The sequence below is a fragment of the Stenotrophomonas sp. UBA7606 genome, from assembly GCF_002477705.1.
Classification (GTDB): Bacteria; Pseudomonadota; Gammaproteobacteria; order Xanthomonadales; family Xanthomonadaceae; genus Stenotrophomonas.
Window position 1 is genome coordinate 1 of sequence record NZ_DLJW01000022.1, and the last position, 21,589, is coordinate 21,589.

25 protein-coding genes are annotated in these 21,589 nt (G+C 64.8%); 9 read left to right on the forward strand and 16 right to left on the reverse strand.

What is annotated here, in order from left to right:
• Both B2527_RS03510 and B2527_RS03515 read right to left on the reverse strand, forming a co-directional pair.
• Positions 1–543 (reverse strand): PdaC/SigV domain-containing protein (locus B2527_RS03510; protein WP_293706159.1); only part of this gene is annotated, 543 nt, incomplete at its 3' end.
• A gap of 58 nt (positions 544–601) precedes the next feature.
• Complete coding sequence (locus B2527_RS03515; protein WP_293706160.1) at positions 602–895, reverse strand: GNAT family N-acetyltransferase; 294 nt, start codon at positions 893–895, stop codon at positions 602–604.
• Positions 896–1,089: 194 nt separating this feature from the next.
• Between B2527_RS03515 and B2527_RS03520 the strand changes: the two genes are divergently transcribed.
• The gene (locus tag B2527_RS03520) at positions 1,090–1,248 is read left to right on the forward strand and encodes a hypothetical protein (protein WP_293706161.1); all 159 of its coding nucleotides are present in this window, start codon (positions 1,090–1,092) and stop codon (positions 1,246–1,248) included.
• Positions 1,249–1,338: 90 nt separating this feature from the next.
• Here the strand turns inward: B2527_RS03520 and B2527_RS03525 are convergent, their stop codons facing one another.
• Positions 1,339–1,950, reverse strand: a complete 612-nt coding sequence (locus tag B2527_RS03525; RefSeq protein WP_293706162.1) for a rhomboid family intramembrane serine protease — start codon at positions 1,948–1,950, stop codon at positions 1,339–1,341.
• Positions 1,951–1,961: 11 nt separating this feature from the next.
• Positions 1,962–3,536 carry an oligopeptide:H+ symporter gene (locus tag B2527_RS03530; protein WP_293706163.1) on the reverse strand — a complete coding sequence of 525 codons (1,575 nt, stop codon included), beginning with the start codon at positions 3,534–3,536 and terminating at the stop codon, positions 1,962–1,964.
• A 245-nt stretch (positions 3,537–3,781) separates the two neighbouring features.
• Between B2527_RS03530 and B2527_RS03535 the strand changes: the two genes are divergently transcribed.
• Complete coding sequence (locus tag B2527_RS03535; RefSeq protein WP_293706164.1) at positions 3,782–4,537, forward strand: endonuclease/exonuclease/phosphatase family protein; 756 nt, start codon at positions 3,782–3,784, stop codon at positions 4,535–4,537.
• Positions 4,538–5,094: 557 nt separating this feature from the next.
• Here the strand turns inward: B2527_RS03535 and B2527_RS03540 are convergent.
• Positions 5,095–5,706, reverse strand: coding sequence for a superoxide dismutase (locus B2527_RS03540; protein WP_293706165.1), 612 nt, complete (start codon positions 5,704–5,706; stop codon positions 5,095–5,097).
• A gap of 261 nt (positions 5,707–5,967) precedes the next feature.
• Between B2527_RS03540 and B2527_RS03545 the strand changes: the two genes are divergently transcribed.
• Both B2527_RS03545 and B2527_RS03550 read left to right on the forward strand, forming a co-directional pair.
• Entirely contained in the window at positions 5,968–6,438 is a 471-nt protein-coding gene (locus B2527_RS03545) for a ribonuclease domain-containing protein (RefSeq protein WP_293706166.1), read from the forward strand.
• A complete protein-coding gene (locus B2527_RS03550) occupies positions 6,431–6,877 on the forward strand; it encodes a barstar family protein (RefSeq protein ID WP_293706167.1) in 447 nt (148 codons plus the stop codon). The genes B2527_RS03545 and B2527_RS03550 overlap by 8 nt, the downstream gene beginning before the upstream one ends.
• Before the next feature lies 1 nt (position 6,878).
• On the opposite strand, the gene B2527_RS03555 is transcribed toward B2527_RS03550, so the two are convergent.
• From B2527_RS03555 to B2527_RS03570, 4 genes are all read right to left on the reverse strand, one after another.
• Positions 6,879–7,406, reverse strand: a complete 528-nt coding sequence (locus B2527_RS03555; protein WP_293706168.1) for an SRPBCC family protein — start codon at positions 7,404–7,406, stop codon at positions 6,879–6,881.
• Between the two features lie 95 nt (positions 7,407–7,501).
• Complete coding sequence (locus B2527_RS03560) at positions 7,502–7,954, reverse strand: VOC family protein (RefSeq protein WP_312915182.1); 453 nt, start codon at positions 7,952–7,954, stop codon at positions 7,502–7,504.
• A gap of 86 nt (positions 7,955–8,040) precedes the next feature.
• Complete coding sequence (locus B2527_RS03565; protein WP_293706170.1) at positions 8,041–9,927, reverse strand: ATP-binding cassette domain-containing protein; 1,887 nt, start codon at positions 9,925–9,927, stop codon at positions 8,041–8,043.
• Positions 9,928–9,961: 34 nt separating this feature from the next.
• Positions 9,962–10,867: a LysR family transcriptional regulator gene (locus B2527_RS03570; RefSeq protein WP_293706171.1), complete on the reverse strand. Its 906-nt coding sequence runs from the start codon at positions 10,865–10,867 to the stop codon at positions 9,962–9,964.
• A 97-nt stretch (positions 10,868–10,964) separates the two neighbouring features.
• Between B2527_RS03570 and B2527_RS03575 the strand changes: the two genes are divergently transcribed.
• Both B2527_RS03575 and dbpA read left to right on the forward strand, forming a co-directional pair.
• A complete protein-coding gene (locus tag B2527_RS03575) occupies positions 10,965–12,020 on the forward strand; it encodes a YeiH family protein (protein ID WP_293706172.1) in 1,056 nt (351 codons plus the stop codon).
• 152 nt (positions 12,021–12,172) lie between these two features.
• Positions 12,173–13,549, forward strand: coding sequence for an ATP-dependent RNA helicase DbpA (dbpA, locus tag B2527_RS03580; RefSeq protein ID WP_293706173.1), 1,377 nt, complete (start codon positions 12,173–12,175; stop codon positions 13,547–13,549).
• A gap of 187 nt (positions 13,550–13,736) precedes the next feature.
• Here the strand turns inward: dbpA and B2527_RS03585 are convergent, their stop codons facing one another.
• The 6 genes from B2527_RS03585 to B2527_RS03610 all read right to left on the reverse strand — a co-directional run bounded on the left by B2527_RS03585 (position 13,737) and on the right by B2527_RS03610 (position 18,066).
• Complete coding sequence (locus tag B2527_RS03585) at positions 13,737–14,054, reverse strand: hypothetical protein (protein WP_293706174.1); 318 nt, start codon at positions 14,052–14,054, stop codon at positions 13,737–13,739.
• Positions 14,055–14,056: 2 nt separating this feature from the next.
• Entirely contained in the window at positions 14,057–14,839 is a 783-nt protein-coding gene (locus tag B2527_RS03590; protein WP_293706175.1) for a thioesterase family protein, read from the reverse strand.
• A 23-nt stretch (positions 14,840–14,862) separates the two neighbouring features.
• Positions 14,863–15,402: an adenine phosphoribosyltransferase gene (locus B2527_RS03595; protein ID WP_293706176.1), complete on the reverse strand. Its 540-nt coding sequence runs from the start codon at positions 15,400–15,402 to the stop codon at positions 14,863–14,865.
• Between the two features lie 16 nt (positions 15,403–15,418).
• Positions 15,419–16,972: a protein adenylyltransferase SelO gene (locus B2527_RS03600; RefSeq protein WP_293706177.1), complete on the reverse strand. Its 1,554-nt coding sequence runs from the start codon at positions 16,970–16,972 to the stop codon at positions 15,419–15,421.
• A gap of 37 nt (positions 16,973–17,009) precedes the next feature.
• Positions 17,010–17,702, reverse strand: a complete 693-nt coding sequence (locus tag B2527_RS03605; protein WP_293706178.1) for a glutathione S-transferase family protein — start codon at positions 17,700–17,702, stop codon at positions 17,010–17,012.
• Positions 17,703–17,856: 154 nt separating this feature from the next.
• A complete protein-coding gene (locus B2527_RS03610; RefSeq protein ID WP_054659637.1) occupies positions 17,857–18,066 on the reverse strand; it encodes a cold-shock protein in 210 nt (69 codons plus the stop codon).
• Positions 18,067–18,382: 316 nt separating this feature from the next.
• Here B2527_RS03610 and B2527_RS03615 point away from each other — a divergent pair, with 316 nt between their 5' ends.
• Complete coding sequence (locus B2527_RS03615; protein WP_293706179.1) at positions 18,383–18,856, forward strand: YaiI/YqxD family protein; 474 nt, start codon at positions 18,383–18,385, stop codon at positions 18,854–18,856.
• On the opposite strand, the gene B2527_RS03620 is transcribed toward B2527_RS03615, so the two are convergent.
• On the reverse strand, positions 18,857–19,750 hold the full coding sequence (locus tag B2527_RS03620; RefSeq protein ID WP_293706180.1) for a pseudouridine synthase: 894 nt from the start codon (positions 19,748–19,750) through the stop codon (positions 18,857–18,859). It lies immediately after the preceding gene.
• A 42-nt stretch (positions 19,751–19,792) separates the two neighbouring features.
• On the opposite strand from B2527_RS03620, the gene B2527_RS03625 reads away from it, so the two are divergent.
• Entirely contained in the window at positions 19,793–20,341 is a 549-nt protein-coding gene (locus B2527_RS03625; RefSeq protein WP_293706181.1) for a YaeQ family protein, read from the forward strand.
• 3 nt (positions 20,342–20,344) lie between these two features.
• Positions 20,345–21,535 (forward strand): NAD(P)/FAD-dependent oxidoreductase, encoded by a 1,191-nt coding sequence (locus B2527_RS03630; protein WP_293706182.1) that lies wholly within the window; start codon positions 20,345–20,347, stop codon positions 21,533–21,535.
• Positions 21,536–21,589: the final 54 nt, after the last annotated feature.

Here is a 21,589-nt window from a genome sequence, read left to right on the forward strand (position 1 = left end):
CAGCAGCTTGTCCTCGGCATAGTCGCTCAGCGCCTGCCAACCCTTGGCCGAGCTCATCAGATCCTCGGCCTTGAGCAGGCGCTGCTGCTCCGGCAACCAGACAAAGCGGGCGACCAGCGGCTGACCGTGGGCGCCACCGGTATAGCTGCTGCCATCGGCCGATACCGCAACCACGGCCGGGGTGTCGGCCAGCATGTCGTAGGCCAGGGACAGTTCGTAGGGGGCCGTCGGCTTGTCGTTGCCGAGCTCGCTCACGGCCTTCAGCAGTTCGGCTTTGGCGTGCTCCGAATAGCTGGCCAGCTCACTGGCTAGGCCCGGGTATTTGGACGCAGCCGGCGGATAGCTGATGCCAATGATGTAGCTGGGGGTGTTTTCGATGACGTCCTTCAATTCCACGGCAGTTGGGGCAGCCGTCGTCGTGGCCGGCGCTTCCACCCCGGCTTGCGGCGGCGTCACCGGCGCAGCCTGCTGCTCCTGCTTGCATCCTGCCAACGCCGCCAGCAATACCGCCGTGGCCAACGATCCCTGTGCAAACCTGTTCATGCCCTGTCATTCCTCGAAAGATCCGGCCGCCCGACTGGGCATGGCCATGTCAGTGGGATTATCCCAGCAGGTCCGTGTATTCGCCATGACGTTGCAGGAAGGCCGCGGCATAGCTGCAGGCCGGTAGTACCTTCCAGCCTGCAGCGCGCGCGTGGTCCAGCGCGAAGCGGGTGATCTGCCCGGCCACACCGCGTCCGCCGATGGCCTGTGGCACGCCGGTATGGGTGATGACCATCACGCCGTCCTGCAGTTCGTAGTCCAGCACCGCCAAGTGTCCGTCAACGCGCATCTCGAAACGATGGGCGGCGGCATTGTGGTGGATCGTGGGCGTATTGGTATCGGCGGCAGACATGAACGCTCCAGGGCGAAGGGACAAGCCAGGTTGATGAGGAAGATGTGATGACGCTGCCCGGCCACCCTTGCGCCGCAGTGCGTCACATTTCGACCTTACCCCCGCCGGTGGATCGGAATCAAACCCGGAACTGCGTCATATTTTCTGGCATGGCCCTTGCTTTGTCCCCTGTAAGCGACAAAGGAACGCGAGCCATGACCTACCTGGATCACCCCATCCCGACCGACGACCACGACGCCACCCTTCTGGAAGGCCTGTTCCAGCTGAGCGTGTCGGGCGAAACCAGCAACTGGCAGTTCGAGAAGATCGAAAGCGAAGTCTATTCGCGTCTGCTGGCGGCCTACGCCGCCTGAGTTGACGCCCCCGGTCCAACAGCGGCGGCTGACAGCCGCTGCGGCAAGCCGGAGTGGCCGTGGCGCACCCGGCGCCACGGCGGGGCCGCCTCAGCGGCCGAAGCTGGGATTCATCAGGGCCTGCAGGAAGTGCTGCAGCAAACCCGGCTCCATCAGCAACATGAACATCACCCCGTAGGCGGCACCGGCCAGGTGCGCGCTGTGGTTGACGTTGTCACCGCCCTTCTTGTCCATCCAGATGCTGTAGCCAACATAGAAGACGGCATAGAGGATGGCCGGGGCCGGGATGAAGAACACGAAGATCAACGACCACGGCGACACCAGGATGAAGGCGAACAGCACCGCCGACACCGCACCGGACGCCCCCAGGCTCAGGTAGTTCGGGTTCTTCTGGTTCTTCAGGTAGGTGGGCAGGATCGACACCACCAGCGCCGACAGATAGAACAACAGGTACACCCACCAGTGACCGGTGATGCTGGTCATCAGCTTCTCCACCAGCCGGCCGAAGAAGAACAGGGTGATCATGTTGAACAGCAGGTGCGGGAAATCGGCGTGGATGAAGCCGTAGGTCACCAGCCGGTCGTACTGCTTGTGGCGGTCAACCGCTGGCGGCCACAGCACCAGCCGGTCCGCCAGCTTGCGGTCCTTGAAGGCCAGCCACGACACCAGCGCGGTGACGCCGATAAGAACAAACGTAATCATTCCCTGCATGCTCAGGCTGCCCGGTAGTTGTCGACGACTTTATATCGCCGCGCATACATACCGAAAGCCAGCGCCGCCAACAAGGCGAACCCGGCAAAGAAGAACATCTGGAAGGCGGTGACGCTCAGGCCGGTGGTGGCAATGCTGCCGGTCACCGCGTCGTTGCGCACCGCGAAGTTGGCCAGCAGCACCCACAGGTTGCCAATGGTCGTGGTCAGGTTCCAGAAGCTCATCACCACGCCCTTCATCGACTGCGGTGCCTGGCTGTAGGCAAACTCAAGGCCCGTCGCCGACACCAGCACCTCACCCAGGGTGAGCAGCGCATACGGCAGTACCTGCCAGACGATGGACATCGGCTCGCCACCGTCCATCACCACCTGGATGCCGCCAATCACAATCCAGGCCAGGCCGCTGAACGCAATGCCGGCGGTCATGCGCCGCAGCGCGGTGGGTTCCCACCCCATCCTGGCCAGCAGCGGATACAGCACCAGGTTGTTGAACGGGATAAGGATCATCACCAGCGCCGGGTTGAGCGCCTGCATTTGCGAGGCGACGAACCAGGCCGGCTTGGTCATTTCCTCACCCTGGATCACCCAGGTGGAGGCCTTCTGGTCGAACAGCGAATGGAAAGGGGTGACCAGGGCAAAGATCACCAGCACCCGCAGCACGCTGCGCACGCCATTGACGGCCGCATCCGGGTGCACGCCACGGGCGCGCTCCAGCTGCAGCCAGGCACCGCCGCCGACACCGGCAATCACCACCACCAGCGCGATACAGGCGGCGATCACGAAGCCAAGCACCGGCGTCATCGCCAGCGACACTACTGCTGCCAGCAGGCCCAGCCCGGCCAGCACCAGACCCGGACGGCCCTGCCCGTCCCTGCGCGCGAACAACGCGGTACGGATCACCTTGCCGAACGAGTCCGGGTCTTCGGCCATCTGCGGCTTCACCAGCACGTACTTCTTGCGGCCCAGCCAGAACACGAAGGTGGCAATGAACATCAGCAGGCCGGGGATACCGAACGCCACAGACGGGCCGTAGTTCTTCAGGAACAGCGGCATGGTCAGCGAGGCGAACAGCGAGCCGAAATTGATGATCCAGTAGAAGGCATCGAACACCTTCTTGGCCAGGTGCTTGTTGCTCTGGTCGAACTGGTCGCCAACAAAGGACGCGACCAGTGGCTTGATGCCACCGGCACCAAAGGCGATCAGGCCAAGGCCGGCAAAGAAACCCATGCGGTTGTCTTCAAACACCGCCAGGAAAGCATGCCCAAGGCAGTAAACCAGGCTGAACCACAGAATGGTGTTGTACTTGCCGAAGAAGCGATCCGCGATCCAGCCACCCAGCAGCGGGAAGAAGTACACACCGATCATGAAGGTGTGCATCAGGTCCTTGGCCGCCAATGCCCGCTCACCCGAATCCAGGATGTGCTGCAGCAGGGTCGAGGTGATCAGGAACTGCACCAGGATGTTGCGCATCCCGTAGAAGCTGAACCGCTCACAGCCCTCGTTGCCGATGATGTAGGGGATCTGGCGGGGCATCCGCCCCTTGGGCGCGGGCGGGGCTGCTACGTGGCTGGTCGTCATCTGCGGGCGATCCGAAAATACAAAGGTTGCAAGCGTAACCCATCATGTCGGCTTCACGGCAGCACATTGGCCAGAAAAACCTTACACATCAACAAGAGATAACCTGAGCCAAGCACGTCCACGAATCTTAGACAGTTCTCGGAATAGGATTAACCGAATTCTTATGGGCCGTGGCGATGTTGCGTTTGGGCTGTTTTGGGCTGCTGGTTCTTTCCTTCGCTGCGATGGCGGAGCCGCCGGCACCGGTGCTGAAGATCGCGAACCTGCGCCTGCCTGCCGCCGGTGAGGCCTGGGCGGGCAGCCGCGACCGCATCGCCGAACTGGTGCAGCAACTGCGCCCGGACGTGATCGTGGTACAGGACGTTAGCCAGGCCAGCGATGCCGGCAATTCCGCCTGCTGGCTGGGCACCCGCCTGCGCTACAGCTGCGACTTCATCAGCGCCGAGCGTCCCAGCCAGCCGCTGCGCCGTGGCAATGCGGTGCTTACCCGTCTCACCACATTGGAAGACGGCATCACCCTGCTGCATGGTGACCAGACCCCCTCGGCCGCTGGCATGCAACGCCTGCAACTGCAACGCGCGCGCCTGAACGTTTACGCCGCCAGCATGCGTCCGGGCGAAAACACCAGCGTGGTACGAGGCCACCAGGCCGCCGATCTGCGTGCCTGGATGGATGCCACCAGCCAGACCCTGCCCTCGCTGGTGGTGGGTGATTTCGCCGCCTCCACCGAGGAGCTGGTACGCCAGCTGCCTGGTTTCCAGCCGGCCCGGCGCAACCCCAGCATGCGCCGCGCGGACGGACGCCCCCAAAACCCTGACGAGCACGGCCTGGACGTGCTTTACCAGGTCCGCAGCTTTGCCGACATCACCCAGCAGAGTATTGAGCTGGCGGGCACGGAAAGTGATGCCCCGCCGCTGCGGCTGGGCATGATGGCAACCCTGCGGGTGACCCGGATCGTGCCGGAACCGGCGCAACCAGACACCGAGCCGGGACTGCTCTAGAACCCGAGCCTTCCCTGCACCTGCAGTGCAAGGGCGAAGCAATGCCCTTCCTTTGGCGCAGTCAAGGGGAGGGTTGGAAGGGGTGTCCTTGATCTTCACTGTGACCCGAGCAGAAGCCAGCATCAAGAACCCAAGCCCCCCTCCCCAACCCTCCCCTGCACCTGCGGTGCAAGGGAGGGAGCAATGCCCTTCCTTTGAAGCAGCCAAGGGGAGGGTTGGAAGGGGTGCCGTTGATCTTCGCTGTAGCCCGAGCAGAAGCCAGCATCAAGAACCGAAGCACACCTCCCCAGTCCTCCCCTGCACCTGCGATATGCAAGGGAGGGAGCAAAGCCCTCCCTTTGGCGCAGCCAAGGGGAGGGTTGGGAGGGGTGCCGTTGATCTTCGCGGTAGCCCGGGCAGAAGCCAGCATCAGGAACCGAAGCACCACTCCCCAGCCCTCCCCTGCACCTGCGATGCAAGGGAGAGAGCGCCATCGCGTTGCCAGACACAAAAAAGGCCGGACAATGCCCGGCCTTCCTTTGTCCGAGGCGGCCGCCAATGACGGCCGCTCACGGGAATCAGGCAATTGCTTCCTGATAACGGCGCTCGACTTCGTTCCAGTCGACCACGTTGAAGAACGCGCCGATGTACTCCGGGCGACGGTTCTGGTACTTCAGGTAATAGGCGTGCTCCCACACGTCCAGCGCCAGGATCGGAGTGTTGCCGTCCATCAGCGGGCTGTCCTGGTTGGCCGACGATTCAACGACAACCTTCTTGTCCGGGGTGACGCTCAGCCATGCCCAGCCGCTGCCGAAACGGGTCAGCGCAGCCTTGGTGAAGGCTTCCTTGAACTTCTCGAAGCCGCCCAGCTGCGACTCGATGGCCTTGCCCACGTCACCGACCGGCTGGCCGCCGCCGTTGGGCGACATCACCGTCCAGAACAGCGAGTGGTTGGCATGGCCGCCACCGTTGTTGCGCACCGGACCCTGCAGGTTCTCCGGCAGCGACTTGGTCTTCTTGACCAGCTCTTCCACAGGCAGGTCGGCGTACTCGGTGCCTTCCAGCGCCGCATTGACGTTGTTGATGTAGGTCTGGTGGTGCTTGCTGTGATGGATTTCCATCGTGGCCGCGTCGATATGCGGCTCGAGGGCGTCGTAAGCGTAGGGCAGCTTGGGCAGGGTGTAGGCCATGAAGGATCTCCTTTAGATACCTGATATTGCATCCGGCCGAAAAACCGGACGCTGCGGTATGAATGGTAGGGACGAACCATCAACTTACCAAGGGTGATGTAAAGGAAACTTTGTCCCGCCATCGGTCCAGCGACGGAATCACCTGCAATTGTGCCGCTGTTGTTATTGCACCGTGAAACAACGGCACTGAACCGGCCATTCAACAAACACAAGCCACTGGGCTGATAATCGGGGTCCGTTTCCATGCCCCTGCCGCTGCCAATGCGTAAGCCCTTACTTCTTGTTGTTGCCATCGTCCTGCTGGTTGCGGGCCTGTGGGGAATGCGTGTTGTGCAGCAACCGCCCCCGCCACAATTCGCGCCCTCGCTCACCCAGGGTACGGATGTGGCTGCTGCCCCGGCCGCGCTGCCCGATGCCGGCCGCAAACAAGCAGATCCGTTGCCGGCCTTCCTGCCAGAGGAGGCGCGTCAGACCATCGCCTTGATCCAGCGCGGTGGCCCCTACCCGCACAAGCAGGACGGCAGCGTGTTCGGCAACCGCGAACGCCAGCTCCCGCAGCGCCCACGCGGTTACTACCACGAGTACACCGTCGACACCCCGGGACTGAACCATCGCGGCGTCAAGCGGATCGTTACCGGTGGCGCCCCCCCGGAAGCCTGGTACTACACCGACGACCATTACGACAGCTTCCGCAGCTTTGAAGTACCTGCGGCTGGAGAACGCCATGAGTGACAGCGGTTTCGACATGGGCCTTGAAGATGCCAGCCAGGCAGGCGTCTACGGCGTCGGCGACGGCGACCTGGGTGGCTTGGCAGCGGCTGCGCGTGATGCAGGCCTCAAGGTGCTGCGTATCGATCTTGAAGCTTGCGCCGACAAACGCACCTTGCTGATGCGTATCGGTACGCAACTGGATTTCCCGCCAGGCTGGAGCCGCAACTGGGACGCGTTGTCCGACGCCCTGCGCGATATGTCATGGCTGCCGGCCAACGGCTATGCCCTGCTTTTCAGCCAGGCCGGTGATCTGCGTGGCGCCAGCCCTGCGGACTTCGACACCCTGCTGGATGTCTTGTCCGAAGCCTCAACCCGCTGGGCCGAGGACAAGGTCCCGTTCTGGGCCTTCTTCGAGTTGCCGCATGGTGGTGAGGAAGACGCCGGAGACGAAGAAGAGTGATTCAGCGTGCGGCCTGCAGCCATTGCGCCAGGCCGCCCAGCTGTTGGGCCTGCACCTTGTCCACGATAGGCGCCAATTTGCCGAGGTCGTCCGGCGCATGACCACCGGCGCGGTAGCGCCAACTTACGCGGGTAGCCGGGCCTACCGCCTGCAGCGTCCATTCGGCCACCCCATGCAGGCCCATGCCCTGCATCGGTCCCAAGCCACCAACCATGCGCAGGGTCTTCTCCGGGTCAACGTAGACGACCTGCAGATGTTGGGCCTGCTTTGCCCCGCCGATCTCGCAGAAACAGCCACCGGCACGGGCATCGATGGAGAGCGTGGCCTCCTTGCCCCACCAGCTGTGGTCTTTAGGCCACCATTGGTCGATATCAGCCGTCATCGCCTGCCATACGCGTGCCGGTGAAGCTGCGATCACGACACTGTTTTCAACCGTAAAGCCAGCTGCGCTGGAATCCTTGACCTCTGCCTGGGCAGGCAGCGCGAATGCCGCGACAAGCAACACGAGGGAGGTAAGCGTGCGGCGCATGGTGGTTCCTTCTGGGTACGGCGACATGCTGGGTGTCCTGGGAGCCGGCAAGTCCGTGGCTCGATGCGCAGGGCCCCTCTCCCTGGAGCAGGAAGTTACGCCTGCAACTTCACTACAGGCGAGGAAGCAGGCACCGAAGCCGGCCCCTTCAACTCGATGGTATTGCCATCCGGATCGCGGAAATACAACGACAGTCCATCGCCTTCCGCACCGAAGTTGACTTCGGCCGCCGCCAACGGCGTTGCACCACGCGCGGACAGATACGCAAGCAAGTCTGCTTCATCGAAGGGTTCGATGCGCAGACACAGATGATCGAGGTTGCGCGCCTCCGGCCCGGGACCGGCGCCACCGCGTGCACCCAAGGCCCCATCAAGACTGATCAGGTCGATCATCGATGCGCCCGCGCGCAGATGCACCAGGCCCAGATGCTCGCGCCGCCGCACCACCTCGCAGCCCAGCACGGTCGAATAGAACGCGATGCTGCGCTCCAGGTCACGTACCCGGAACACCACATGATCGATACGCTCAAGTTTGAAGGGTCTTTGCATCATCGCCTCGCAGCATCCATGGATACCATCCTGCCGCCCCGTTGCGGGACGGCAGGTGAAGCAACGCCCTGACCCTTACAGATGGCTCAGGCGTCCAGTTCCTGCCAGCGTGCGTAGGCGGCATCCAGCTCGGCCTGCACCTTGGTCAACTGCTGGGTATGGGCGGTTACCTCTGCGCTCGACCGGGTATAGAACGAGGGATCGTTCATAGCCGAAGTCAGGCCTTCCACGTCCAGCTCCAGCTTCTCGATCTTCGCCGGCAGCTGCTCCAGCTCGCGCGCATCCTTGAAGCTCAGCTTGCGCTTGTTCGCCGCGGCAGCAACCGGCGCCGGGGCGGCTGCAGGGGCCGCCGTTGCAGACGCCTTGGCTACCGCCATCGCCGTCTGCGTTGGCGCCGGGCGCTGGCGCAGCGAGTCGCTGTAACCGCCGATGTAGTCGCCCACCTTGCCCTCGCCTTCCAGCACCAACGTGGAGGTCACCACGTTGTCCAGGAAGTCACGGTCGTGGCTGACCAGCAGCAGCGTGCCGGTGTAGTCGGCCAGCAGCTCTTCGAGCAGCTCCAGGGTTTCCACGTCCAGATCGTTGGTCGGTTCGTCCATCACCAGCAGGTTGGACGGCTGCGCGAACAGCTTGGCCAGCAGCAGGCGGTTGCGTTCACCGCCAGACAGACGGGTGATCGGCGCACGTGCGCGTTCCGGGGTGAACAGGAAGTCCTGCAGATAGGCATGCACGTGCTTGCGCTTGCCATTGAGGTCAATGAAGTCCGCGCCTTCGGCCACGTTCTCGATCGCACTCCAATCCTCGCGCAGGGTGGCACGGTACTGGTCGAAATAGGCGATCTGCAGGTTGGTGCCCTGGCGCACTTCACCACTGTCCGGCTGCAGTTCGCCCAGCAGCAGTTTCAGCAAGGTGGTCTTGCCGCTGCCGTTGGGGCCGATCAGGCCGATGCGGTCACCGCGCAGGATGGTGGTCTCGAAATCCTTGACCATCACCCGCTCGCCGAACGAGAAGGAGATGTTCTTGATGTCGATGACCTTCTTGCCGGAGTTTTCGGCACCGGCCGCTTCCAGCTTGACGTTGCCACCGAGCTCGCGGCGCTGGCTGCGCTCGTTGCGCATCGCCTTGAGCCGGCGCACGCGGCCTTCGTCGCGGGTGCGGCGGGCCTTGATGCCCTGCCGGATCCAGACTTCTTCCTGCGCCAGCAGCTTGTCGAAGCGGGCGTTTTCCTGCGCCTGCGCGTTGAGGCGTTCTTCGCGACGGCGCTCGTAGTTGTCCCAGTCGCCCGGCCAGCTGGTCACCTGACCACGGTCGATTTCGACGATGCGGGTAGCCAGGGCGCGCAGGAAGCGGCGGTCATGGGTGACGAACACCACGCAGCCGTCCCAGCCTTTGAGGAAGGTTTCCAACCAATCGATGGCTTCGATGTCCAGATGGTTGGTCGGCTCGTCAAGCAGCAGCACGTCGGGGCCGGCGACCAGCGCACGCGCCAGCAGCACGCGGCGCTTCATGCCGCCGGACAGACGGCCGAACTCGGCGTCGCCATCCAGGTCGAGCTTGGTCAGGGTTTCCTCGACGCGCTGGTCCAGCCCCCAGCCGTCGGCGGCATCGATCTTGGCCTGCACATTGCCCATGGCCTCACCATCGAAGACCTCGGCATGGCTCAGGCGATGGAACTCGGCCAGCCAGTGGCCAAGCTCGCCCAGGCCGTCGGCGACCACGTCGAACACGCTGCCGGCAGCGCCATGCGGCACTTCCTGCTCCAGCCGGGTGACGCGCACGCCCTGCTGCACGCGCACCTCGCCGTCATCGGGCTTGAGCTCGCCAGCCATCAGCTTCATGAGAGTGGATTTGCCGGCGCCGTTGCGGCCGATCAGGGCGATACGCTCGCCAGTCTCGATCGACAGTTCGGCTTTTTCCAGCAACAACGGGCCGCCGACGCTGTAGTCGACGTTCTGCAAGGTAATCAAAGGCATGGGCCTATTGTACGGGTTAAGCCGCGTCCACCGCTCAATCGTCGTTGAATACGTCCGCCGCCAAGCCCAGCAGCTGGCGCAGGTTGGCCGGCACCCGCTTGCCAGGGTGGCGCACCACCCACAGCTGGCGCTGCAAGGGCGGCAGCGGCGTGTCCAGCACCTGCAGCTTGCCCAGGGTCACCAGATCCGCTACCGCATGCCTGGACAGGCAGGCCAGTCCAAGCCCGGCCACCGCGCCCTGCTTGATGGCCTCGGTACCGCCCAACTGCAGGACCTCGGCAAATCCCTGCAGATGCGGCAGCAGGGCCTGTTCCGCCGCTTCGCGGGTACCCGAACCAGGTTCACGCAGCAGCCAGCGGGCCTGACGCAGCTGCGCCAGATCAGCGCCGTTGCGTAACGCCGCAGCCAAGGGGTGGCGGCTACCAAATACCACCACCAGTTCGTCGCGCTGCCAGGGCGCCACTTCCAGCCCGGGTTCATGGCTGGGGCCCTCGATCAGCCCGATATCCACCTCCAGCCGCTGCACGGCGGTGGTCACCTCGCGGGTGTTGCCGATGGCCAGTTCTATATGGGCGTTGGGGTTGCGCTCCTGCAGGTCGGCGATACGGGACGGCATCAGATAGTTGCCAATGGTGGTACTGGCGCCCACCTGCCACTGCACGGCGGCCCCGGTCTGGCTGTCGGCGCGGAAACGGCGTTCGATGTCGTTCATGCCGGCGAGCAGCGCACGGGCCTGCGGCAGCAGCGCACGGCCATGGCCATTGAGCACCAGCCGACGGCCTACACGGTCAAACAGCGCCAGCCCGAGCAGGCTCTCCAGCTCCCCCAGCGCCGCACTGACCGCCGATTGCGACAGGCCCAACAGCTCACCGGCCGCGGTGGTGGTGCCCGCCTCGGCGATGCCCGAGAAGATCTGCAGCTGGCGCAGCGAAAGATGCATGATCTACCTGAATATCTGGTTGTATTGACCAATATTATCCGTTTTACAGGTAATAACCCGAGGCGCAGCATGGGCCATCTTCTGATAACCCATCGTTATGAACACCTCGACCCAAGGGCTGGCCGCGCCTGCCCCACATCGCCTCCCCGGCCTGCTGTTGACTGCCGCTATCGCCGCCTTGTCGATCTGGCTGGGCACCCTGCCCTGGATGCAGGCCCACGGCATCAGCGCGCTGACCCTGGCCATTGTCATCGGCATCGTACTGGGCAATACGCTCTACCGCGCGCTGGCACCGCGTGCAGCGGCGGGCATTGGCTTCTCCAAGGCCACGCTGCTGCGCGCCGGCATCATCCTGTACGGCCTGCGCCTCACCCTGCAGGACATCGGCCAGGTCGGCACCGCCGGCGTGGTCATCGATGCACTGGTGCTGTGCTCCACCTTCGGCCTGGCCTGGTGGTTGGGCACCAAGGTGCTGGGCATGGACCGCAACTCGGCCTTGCTGATCGGCGCCGGCAGCTCCATCTGCGGTGCCGCTGCGGTGATGGCCGCCGAGCCGGTGGTGAAAGGTCGTGCGGAACAGGTCGCTGTCGCCGTGGCTACAGTGGTGGTGTTTGGCACCGTGGCGATGTTCCTCTACCCCCTGCTGTACCAGTGGGGCGTATCCGCCGGCTGGATGCCACTGGATGAGACAGCATTCGGCGTGTTCACCGGCTCCACCGTGCATGAAGTGGCGCAGGTGGTAGCGGCCGGCCGCGCGATCAGCGAGCCCGCTGCCGATGCGGCGGTCATCACCAAGATGGTGCGGGTGATGATGCTGGCACCGTTCCTGGTCGGGCTGTCGGCGCTGCTGGCACGCGGCCAGGGCCAGGCCCGGGGCGAGCGGTCCAGGATCACCATTCCGTGGTTCGCGTTTGGCTTCATCGCCATGGTCGGCTTCAACTCTTTGCAGCTGCTGCCGGCCAGCCTGGTCAGCCTGCTGGTGGACCTGGACACCGCGCTGCTGGCCATGGCCATGGCCGCACTGGGCCTGACCACCCACGCTTCGGCACTGCGCCAGGCCGGTGCCAAGCCCATGCTGCTTGCGCTGCTGTTGTTTGCCTGGCTGATGGCCGGCGGCATGCTGATCAATCTTGGCATCCGGGCCTTGATGTAAGGCCGCGACCGTTCAACCGGCTGGCGGGTGCTGGCTGCGCCGCCATCCGCTCTTCAACGCCCCGTCGCTTGTACGGGGCAGATCCTTCCCCGGCAAACGAGCGAACGCGGCGCTTGGCAGGCACGACGCGCCGGCTTCTGCGAAAATGCGCCATGACTGACTTCTCTTCCCTGCCGCTGTCGCCGGCACTCGCTCCTGGCATCGACGCGCTGGGCTATACCTCGATGACGCCGGTGCAGGCACTGAGCCTGCCGCCGATCCTGGAAGGCCGTGACGTGATCGCCCAGGCTCCCACCGGCAGCGGCAAGACCGCCGCCTTCGGGCTGGGCCTGCTCAACCGGCTCGACCCCAGCCTGGGCCGCACCCAGGCACTGGTGCTCTGCCCTACCCGCGAACTGGCCGACCAGGTCGGCAAGCAGCTGCGCAAGCTGGCCACCGGCATCCCCAACCTGAAACTGCTGATCCTTACCGGCGGCATGCCGCTGGGCCCGCAGTTGGCCTCGCTGGAGGCGCATGACCCGCAGGTGGTGGTTGGCACCCCCGGCCGCGTGCAGGAACTGGCGCGCAAACGCGCGCTGAATCTGGGCCAGGTCCGCAGCTTTGTCCTGGACGAAGCCGACCGTATGCTCGACATGGGCTTTGAAGAGCCGATCCGCGAGATCGCCGGGCGCACCCACAAGGACCGCCAGAGCCTGTTGTTCTCCGCCACCTTCCCCGACGCCATCCGCGAGCTGGCGCGTGCCCTGCTCAAGGAGCCGGTGGAAGTAACCATCGACGGCCAGACCGAGGCACCGGCGATCCAGCAGCTGTTCTTTGAAACCGAGCCAGCCAACCGCCAGAAGGCGCTGGGCGGACTGCTGCTGAAGTACACCCCGGAATCGGCAGTGGTGTTCTGCAACACCCGCAAGGACGTGGACGAAGTGGCCAACTCGCTGCGCCAGTTCGGTTTCTCCGCGCTGGCGCTGCACGGCGACATGGAGCAGCGCGATCGCGATGAGGTGCTGATGCAGTTCTCCAACCGCAGCTGCAATGTGCTGGTTGCCAGCGACGTGGCCGCGCGCGGACTGGATGTGGAAGACCTGGCTGCCGTGGTCAATTACGAGCTGCCCACAGACATCGACACCTACCAGCACCGCGTCGGCCGCACCGGCCGTGCTGGTCGCAATGGTTTGGCCCTGAGCCTGGTCGCCGGCCGTGAGCGCAGCCGCGCCGAGGCGCTGGAAACCCAGCGGGGCAATCCGCTGAACTGGCAGAAGACGCCGTTGGCAACCGCACGTCCAGCAGAATTGCCGCAGGCGGCGATGACCACCCTGCGCATCGATGGCGGCAAGACCGACAAGCTGCGCGCAGGCGACATCCTGGGCGCACTGACCGGCGATGCGGGCCTGTCGGCCAAGGCGATTGGCAAGATCGACATCTTCCCCACCCGCTCCTACGTGGCTATTGCCCGTGAGCAGGTCGGCAAGGCGTTGGCGCGGCTGGAAGCGGGCAAGATCAAGGGCAAGCGCTTCCGCGTGCGCAAGATGTGAGCACGCTTTGCTGAGCGGATGCTCCGCTGGGGCTTTACCGGTAAAGCCGCTGCCGAGCATGGCTCGGCACTACGGATGGAAGACGGTGCTATTGGCACCGTCTTTTGTTTTAACCGTAGGCGTAGCACGGGTAAGCGCAGCGCACCCCGGGATTTACCGATAAGCCCCTGCCGAGCATTGCCCGGCACTACCGCCGTGGGCGGCAGAGTACGAATACCAGCAGGCTGCTGACCACCAGCAGCGTCAAGGCAGGCCCCGCGCTGACACCGCGATGGATCAGCAACAGGTAGGCGCCAATACACGCCGCCATAAGCGCGGGCAGCCAAACGGCAGATGCCTGCTTTGCTCGCCACGCGCGTATCCCCACCGACATGCTGATCAGCCCACCATAGACAAACGCCCAGCGATCCAGATCCGGCGCGAACTCATAGACGTTGCAGACCACGAACCAGGCGGCCCAACCCGCCATCGCCAGCACCAATGCCAGCAGGCCGAAGCGGCGCATGCTCAGGCAAACACCGCGACGCTCTGGCGGCCACGCATCACCGCCCGCCCCTGCGCATCCCAGACCTGCATGTCCTGCGAGGAATAGCCGTCGGCCGCATGCTGGCTGAGCGAACGCAACAGAAACCATTCGCCCTGTGGCTGTGGCTCAAGCAACTCGAAACTCCAGTTGATCGAACTGATAGGCGCAGGTGCGGTGAAGCTGGTGAACGCCGCCGGCGGCAGCGCATCGGCCATGGCCACCAGGGCCACCGCCGGATCCACGCCGCTGGCGTCGTTGTGCCTGATCCAGGTCAGCAGTTCGGCATGCGTCGCACCTGAAATCGGCCGCGCGCCGCCGGCCGGGCGCATCTGGAAATTGGCGGTGAACGCGGGCGCAAACGGCATCGCCGCCATGTTGAAGTCCGCGTACCCGTCAGGACCATCGGCTTGCGGGCGATCATCGACGTCATGCACCACCGTACTGCTACGTGCACGCCCGAACACCAGCGCCAATCGCGCTGCCAAGCCAGCTTCGGCGCCAACATCCACGGCCATGTTCAGCACCGACTTGCCTTCGCGCAGCACCTGCGGGGCGAAGTCCAAGCGCCCGCTGGCAGGACCAATGAAACTCACCTGCGCCGCACGCAACGGCGGCACATCACCTGACCGTGACGTGATCGCTGCGGCTATGCCCAGCGCACTGAGGATGCCACCGTAAGCCGTACGCCCCTGACGCCAGGTGTCGGGCAGATCCAATCCGGCAGACGGATCAAACGAAGACAGCAGTTCACTCAGGCTCGGCATGGGCGCTCCAGAGACAGCGGAAATCAGTAAACCAGCGTGGCGTGCAACGGCAGCCCCTGTGGCCAGCGTGGACGCCCACCCAGGCCATCGAGCTCCACCAGCACCGCGCCACCCAGCACCTCGGCCTGCAGCTGGCCGGCCAACAGCAATGCCGCCGCCAGCGTGCCGCCGGTAGCCAGCACATCGTCAACCAGGATCACCCGTGTGCCCGGGGCAATGGCACCGGCGCAGACTTCAATACGGTCACTGCCGTATTCCAGCGCGTATTCCTGCTTCAGGGTCGCACCGGGCAACTTGCCGGGTTTGCGCACCGGCACAAAGCCGACACCCAACTCCAGCGCCAGCGCCGCGCCAAGGATGAAACCACGTGCTTCGACGCCGAGCACCGCTTCGACACCGGCATCGCGCCACGGGGCAGCCATGGCGGCGATCGCCGCGCGAAAACCCTCGGCGTCGGCCAACAGCGGCGTGATGTCCTTGAACAGGATGCCGGGCTTGGGGAAGTCGGACACGTCGCGGATCGCGCGGGTCCATTCGGGGTGGGCAGTCGTCATTGTCGTCATTCAGAAATTGGGCAGCTCAGGAGCTGCACGAAAGCATCGAGCAGCCCGCACGCTCACGTGCCCATTCCGGGCGCTTGGCGGCAAACGCCTCACGGCCGGGCTGCTCGTCGTAAGGATGCCGCATCACGTCCAGCAAGTCCGTGATTCCGGCCGGATCGCCTTGTTCGGCACGGTCGATGGCCTGCTGCGCCAACCAGTTGCGCAGCACATATTTTGGATTGGCCGCCTGCATGATGGCCTGGCGCTGTTGTGGCGTTTGTCCGCTTGCCTGGACCCGGGCTGCGTAGCGCTGCAGCCACTGGGTCAACGCCGGCACTACCCGCTCGCGACCTGCCGGCGAATAAAACGCGGCCTCCAGCGTCGCCACCTGCGGCTGGACCAGATCAAGGGAGGCCAGGGCGCGGAACGCCAAGGTCATGTCCATCTCGCCATCCTGCAGCAACTGCTGGAACCGCGTCATCAGCTCGGCATCGCCCTCGCGGAATTCCCCAAGACCCAGCTTGGCGACCAGGTGTGCGCGTTCCTCGGCGGCCTGGGTATCGGCGAACGCATCCAAGCCTGCCTGCAGCGGTGCCACGTCGGCAAACAGGGGCGACAGCGCCTGCGCCAGACGCACCAGATTCCAGTACGCCACCTGCACCTGCGCACCAAAGCGGTAGCGACGACCTTGTGCATCGGTGATGTTGGGCGTCCAGTCCGGATCGTAGTTCTCCACCCAGCCATAGGGACCGTAGTCCAGGCTCAACCCAAGAATGGACATGTTGTCGGTGTTCATCACACCGTGGACGAAGCCCACCCGCATCCAGTGCGCGACCATCACCGCCGTGCGGGTGCAAACCTGCGCGAACCATTCCGTGTACAGGGCCTCACCACTACCGGCGAGCTGCGGATAGTCACGGGCAATGCAGAAATCCACCAGCTGCCGCAGCAAGGCCTGGTCGCCGCGTGAGGCCGGCAGCTCGAAGCTGCCAAAACGGATGAAGGACGGCGCTACCCGGCACACCACCGCACCCGGTTCGGCCTGCGGGTGACCGTCATAGAACATGTCACGCACCACGGCATCACCGGTGGCGACCAGGCTCAATGCGCGCGTGGTCGGAATGCCCAGGTGATGCATTGCCTCCGAGCACACGAACTCGCGGATGGAGGAGCGCAGCACCGCGCGGCCGTCAGCACCACGCGAGTAAGGCGTCGGGCCTGCACCCTTGAGCTGCAGTTCCCAACGCTCGCCACCCACCCGCAACTCGCCCAGCGAGATGGCGCGGCCATCGCCGAGCTGCCCGGCCCAATGGCCAAACTGATGGCCGCCATAATTCGCCGCCCATGGCTGCATGCCTGCATACAGCGCGTTGCCGCCGAACACCTCGACAAAACCCTGCGTGTGCACATCCAGCCCCAGTTTTGCAGCGACTTCCGGGGAGTAGGCCAACAGCCGCGGCGCCGCCACCGGCGTCGGCATCACCGACGACCAGGCAGCACCCAGCACCTCGCGACGGCGCGGGCCAGTCTCGCCATCGCCCGGCAGCTCACGCACGAAGCGGTTGTCAAAGTTGAGATCTGTCGTGTTCATCGATAGGAGGTGGGGGCTGGGCAAGGCCACCGCAAGTTCATTGCTTGCCGCCGACCATGGTCAGCGCCCCGCCGCGCGCTTCGGCGCGCTGGTACGCCGGGCGCTCGCCAATACGCCGCAGGAAATCCTGCAGTCTGGGATAGTCCGCCATGTTGGCGGCACGCGCAGCGGCGGCCTGGACCGGGAAGCTCATCTGGATATCGGCTGCACTGAAGCGCTCACCGGCAAACCAGGGGTGCTCGCCCAGCTCACGTTCCATCCAGCCAAGATGCAGCCGCAACTGCGGGCCGATGAAGGTCTTCATCACCTTGTCGACGATGCCCTTGGCGATGGGCTTGGCAAAGAACGGCATGGGCGCGCTGCGCACCCGGCCAAACACCAGCGCCATCAACAGCGGTGGCATCGCCGAGCCCTCGGCGTAGTGCAGCCAATAGCGATACCGCACGCGCTCGGGCGCCTGCGCAGGCATCGGCTCGGGCGAAAGCAATCGCTGCCCGTCATAGCGATCGGCCAGGTAATCCAGGACCGCCCCGGATTCGGCCAGTACCAGATCCCCATCCTGCAGCACCGGCGACTTGCCCAATGGGTGCACCTGCCGCAGCGCTGTCGGCGCCAGCCAGGTGTCGGGGTCGCGCTTGTAGCAGACCAGTTCGTAGTCCAGCCCTAGTTCTTCGAGCATCCACAGCACGCGGTGCGAGCGCGACTGCTCCAGGTGGTGCACCTTGATCATTGCCTACTCCGCTGAGGTTACCAGCCCGATGCTACCCAGCCGCAGTGAAACCAGGCGTATCCAAGCGCAGACCGCAGCTGACACAACACAAACAAAAACGCCGGAAGCTTTCGCTTCCGGCGTTCCAAGCAACCTTACGGTAGCAAGGGGTCGATTAGACCGCCTGCACCTGGTCAGCCTGCATACCCTTCTGGCCCTGCACGGCGACGAAGGTCACCTTCTGGCCTTCCTGCAGCGACTTGAAGCCGTTGCCCTGGATGGCGCGGAAATGCACGAACAGGTCCGGGCCGCTTTCCGGGGTGATGAAGCCGAAGCCCTTGGCATCGTTGAACCACTTGACAGTGCCGGTCTGACGATCAGACATGTACTAACTCCTGAAACATAAGTTGAAATAATCGCAGCCACCGGAGATCGGGGCCGAGACTGAGTTGCAGGCGTTGGTAAAGCGGATCGATGAGCCGATCAAGAGATCAACTGCATCAGGCCACGATTCACGGTGACCCTTGCAAGCACAGTGGGGCCAACGATACGCGGCTTTGCGCCAAAAAGCGATAAATACCGTATTCAGAAAGTCAGATGAATTCAGGCCCGTCAATAAACCGTCAGTTTTCATACACTTGGCGAATTCTGAACATTCCACGCCGGTATGCCGGCATAGACACGACCTATAGACTGCGCGGATGCAATCACCTGCCAACACCACCGCCACCCGCATCTGGGTGGACGCCGATGCCTGCCCTGTCGTGATCAAGGAGATCCTGTTCCGCGCCGCCGAGCGGGCCCGGGTGGAGACCGTCTTGGTCGCCAACCAATGGCTGCGCACCCCGCCCTCGCGCCATGTCCGCGCCATGCAGGTAGCAGGCGGGCCGGACGTGGCCGATGACGCCATCGCCGAACGGGTGGCCGCGGGCGACCTGGTGGTGACGCAGGACATACCGCTGGCCGCGCGCGTGCTGGAAAAACATGCTGTGGCGCTCAACCCACGTGGCGAGCTGTATACCGCCAACACCATTGCCGAGCGGCTGTCGGTGCGCAATTTCATGGAAGAACTGCGTGGCGCCGGCATCCAGACCGGCGGCCCGGCCACCCTGCATGCCCGCGATCGCCAGGCCTTTGCCGCACAGCTGGACCGCTGGCTGGCGCAGCGCCGCTGATTACAGCTGCAGTTGCCGCTGGCTGTGGAACAGCCGGGGCTGACCGCTGAGCGGATCGACGAAGGCCAGCCGCCGCGCCAGCAGCTGCAGCGGCTGGCTGTAGTCCCCGGGCGCCCGGTTGCGCAACTGCGGGTAGTAGTCATCGCCAATGATCGGTGCCCCCAGGGCCGCCATGTGCACTCGCAACTGGTGCTTGCGGCCACTTACCGGCTCCAGCCGGTAGCGCCACACCGCGCCGATCTGTTCCAGCGCCTCGATCCGGCTCACCGCGTTCGCCTCGCCCTCGCCTTCGGCCATGCGGAAGAACGGCTCGCCGCGCACAAGCCGGCTGCTGCGTGCATGCGGAAACCGCAGCGCGGCCAAGGCCGACGCCAACGCCTCGTAGTGTTTGTCGATGCGCCGTTCGGCGAACAGGCGCTGATAAGCCGCTCGACTGCCGGGATCGCAGGAAAACAGCACCAGCCCGGCCGTCTCCCGATCAATCCGGTGCAGCGGCGCCAGCGCCGGGTTGCCGGTGCGCGCCTGCAGCCGTGCCAGCAAGGTTTCGCGCACATGCCGCCCGGCCGGTGTTACCGGCAGGAAGTGCGGCTTGTCGGCCACCAGCAGATGGGCATCCTGGTACAGCACGGTTTCGCTGAAGGGAATGACCGGCTCGTCGACCACCTCGCGGTAGTACAGGATCTCCCGACCCGCTTGCCAGGGCTGCGACGGCTGCAGCACGGTACCGTCGGCAGCGAGCACGCGGCCACGGTCAAAACGGTCCTGCCACTGCAGGCGCGACACCCCCGGAAAGCGCGCGCACAGTCCATCCAGCAGGCAGGCCCACGGCCCGGGTGCCAACTGCAGGCGGCTGGGTGGCACGGCGGCTTTCACGGCGGAACAGGTCCTGTGCATGGCCAGGCATTATCATGGGCGGTCTTCATCACCGGTATCCCCATGGCTCTCACCGCCACCATCCGCAAGGCCGAGCTGCAGATCAGCGACATGGATCGCGGGTATTACGCGACCCACAACCTGACCCTGGCCCAGCATCCGTCCGAAACCGACGAGCGCCTGATGGTGCGCCTGCTGGCCTTCGCGCTCAATGCCGAAGACCGGCTGGAGTTCGGCAAGGGCCTGAGCAGCGAGGACGACCCGGACCTGCTGGAGCTGGACTATACCGGCGACATCCTGCAATGGATCGACCTGGGCCACCCGGACGAGTCGCGCGTGCGCAAGGCCTGCAACCGCAGCCGCCGCGTGCAGATCATCAACTACGGCGGCAATGCCTCCGATATCTGGTGGCAGAAACAGGGCAAGCACCTGGCCCGCTTCAACAACCTGTCGGTGCTCGACCTGCCGGCCGAGTTTGTCGAGCGCTGGGGCGAGCAGGTACAACGGGCGATGCGCTGGAGCGTGCTGATCCAGGACGGCGAGGTGCAGATCCTCAACGACCAGATCCAGCTGGACGTGATCCCGGCCTGGCGCAAGCCCGCGGCGGAGTAATACGTGACAGGCAAGACCCTCCGCTGCGATGTGCTGGTGGTCGGCGCCGGCGCCGCCGGCCTGATGTGTGCGATCACCGCCGCCCGGCGTGGCCGCATCGTGCAGGTGATCGACCACGCCAACAAACCGGGCAAGAAGATCCTGATGTCCGGTGGTGGCCGCTGCAATTTCACCAACACCGGCACCACCCACGCCAACTTCATCTCCGCCAATCCGCATTTCTGCAAATCGGCCCTGGCCCGCTACAGCCCTGGCGACTTCATCGACATGGTCGAGCGCCACGGCATTGCCTACCACGAGAAGGAACTGGGCCAGCTGTTCTGCGACATCTCCTCCAAGCAGATCGTGCGCATGCTGCTGGACGAATGCAGCGCGGCCGGGGTGCAGCTGCGTACCGACTGTGCCGTCACCGCGGTCGAGCGCGGCGCCGACGGTTTCCGCGTGCAGACCGCGCAGGGCAGCTTCCACAGTGCCTCACTGGTGGTTGCCACCGGCGGCCTGTCCATCCCCAGCATGGGCGCCAGCGGCTTCGGTTACGAACTGGCCAAGCGCTTTGGCCACGAACTGCTGCCAACCCGTGCAGGGCTGGTGCCGCTGACCCTCAGCGGCAAGCATCAGGAGCGTTTTGCCGAGCTCAGTGGCGTGGCCTTGCCGGTGGAAGCGCGCTGCAACGGGCGTAGCTTCCGCAATTCGATGCTGATCACTCACCGCGGCATCAGCGGCCCTGCCATCCTGCAGATCTCGTCTTACTGGCAGCCCGGCGATGACCTGCGGCTGGACCTGCTGCCCGGGCACGACGCACTGGCCTGGCTGCGCCAGATGAAACAGGAACGCGGCGCCTCGGAGCTGCGCACCGTGCTGTCCGAGGTGATGCCCCGCCGCCTGGCGCTGCGCCTGTGCGAGCAATGGCTGAAGGACAAGCCCATGCGCCAGCTCGACGAACCCGAACTCAAGGCAGCGGCCAGCCTGCTTTCCGATTTCCCGCTGGTTGCCAGCGGCACCGAGGGCTACCGCACCGCCGAGGTGACCCTGGGCGGGGTGGATACGCGCAAGGTGTCCTCCTCCACCATGGAGTCGCAACTGGTGCCGGGCCTGCATTTCGTCGGCGAGGTGCTGGATGTCACCGGCTGGCTGGGCGGCTACAACTTCCAATGGGCCTGGGCCTCGGGCCATGCAGCCGGGCTGGCGGCCTGAGCCCTGCGCCGCCTGCGACGGGATTCCGTCACAGGCAAGCGGTTGGCGCATAGA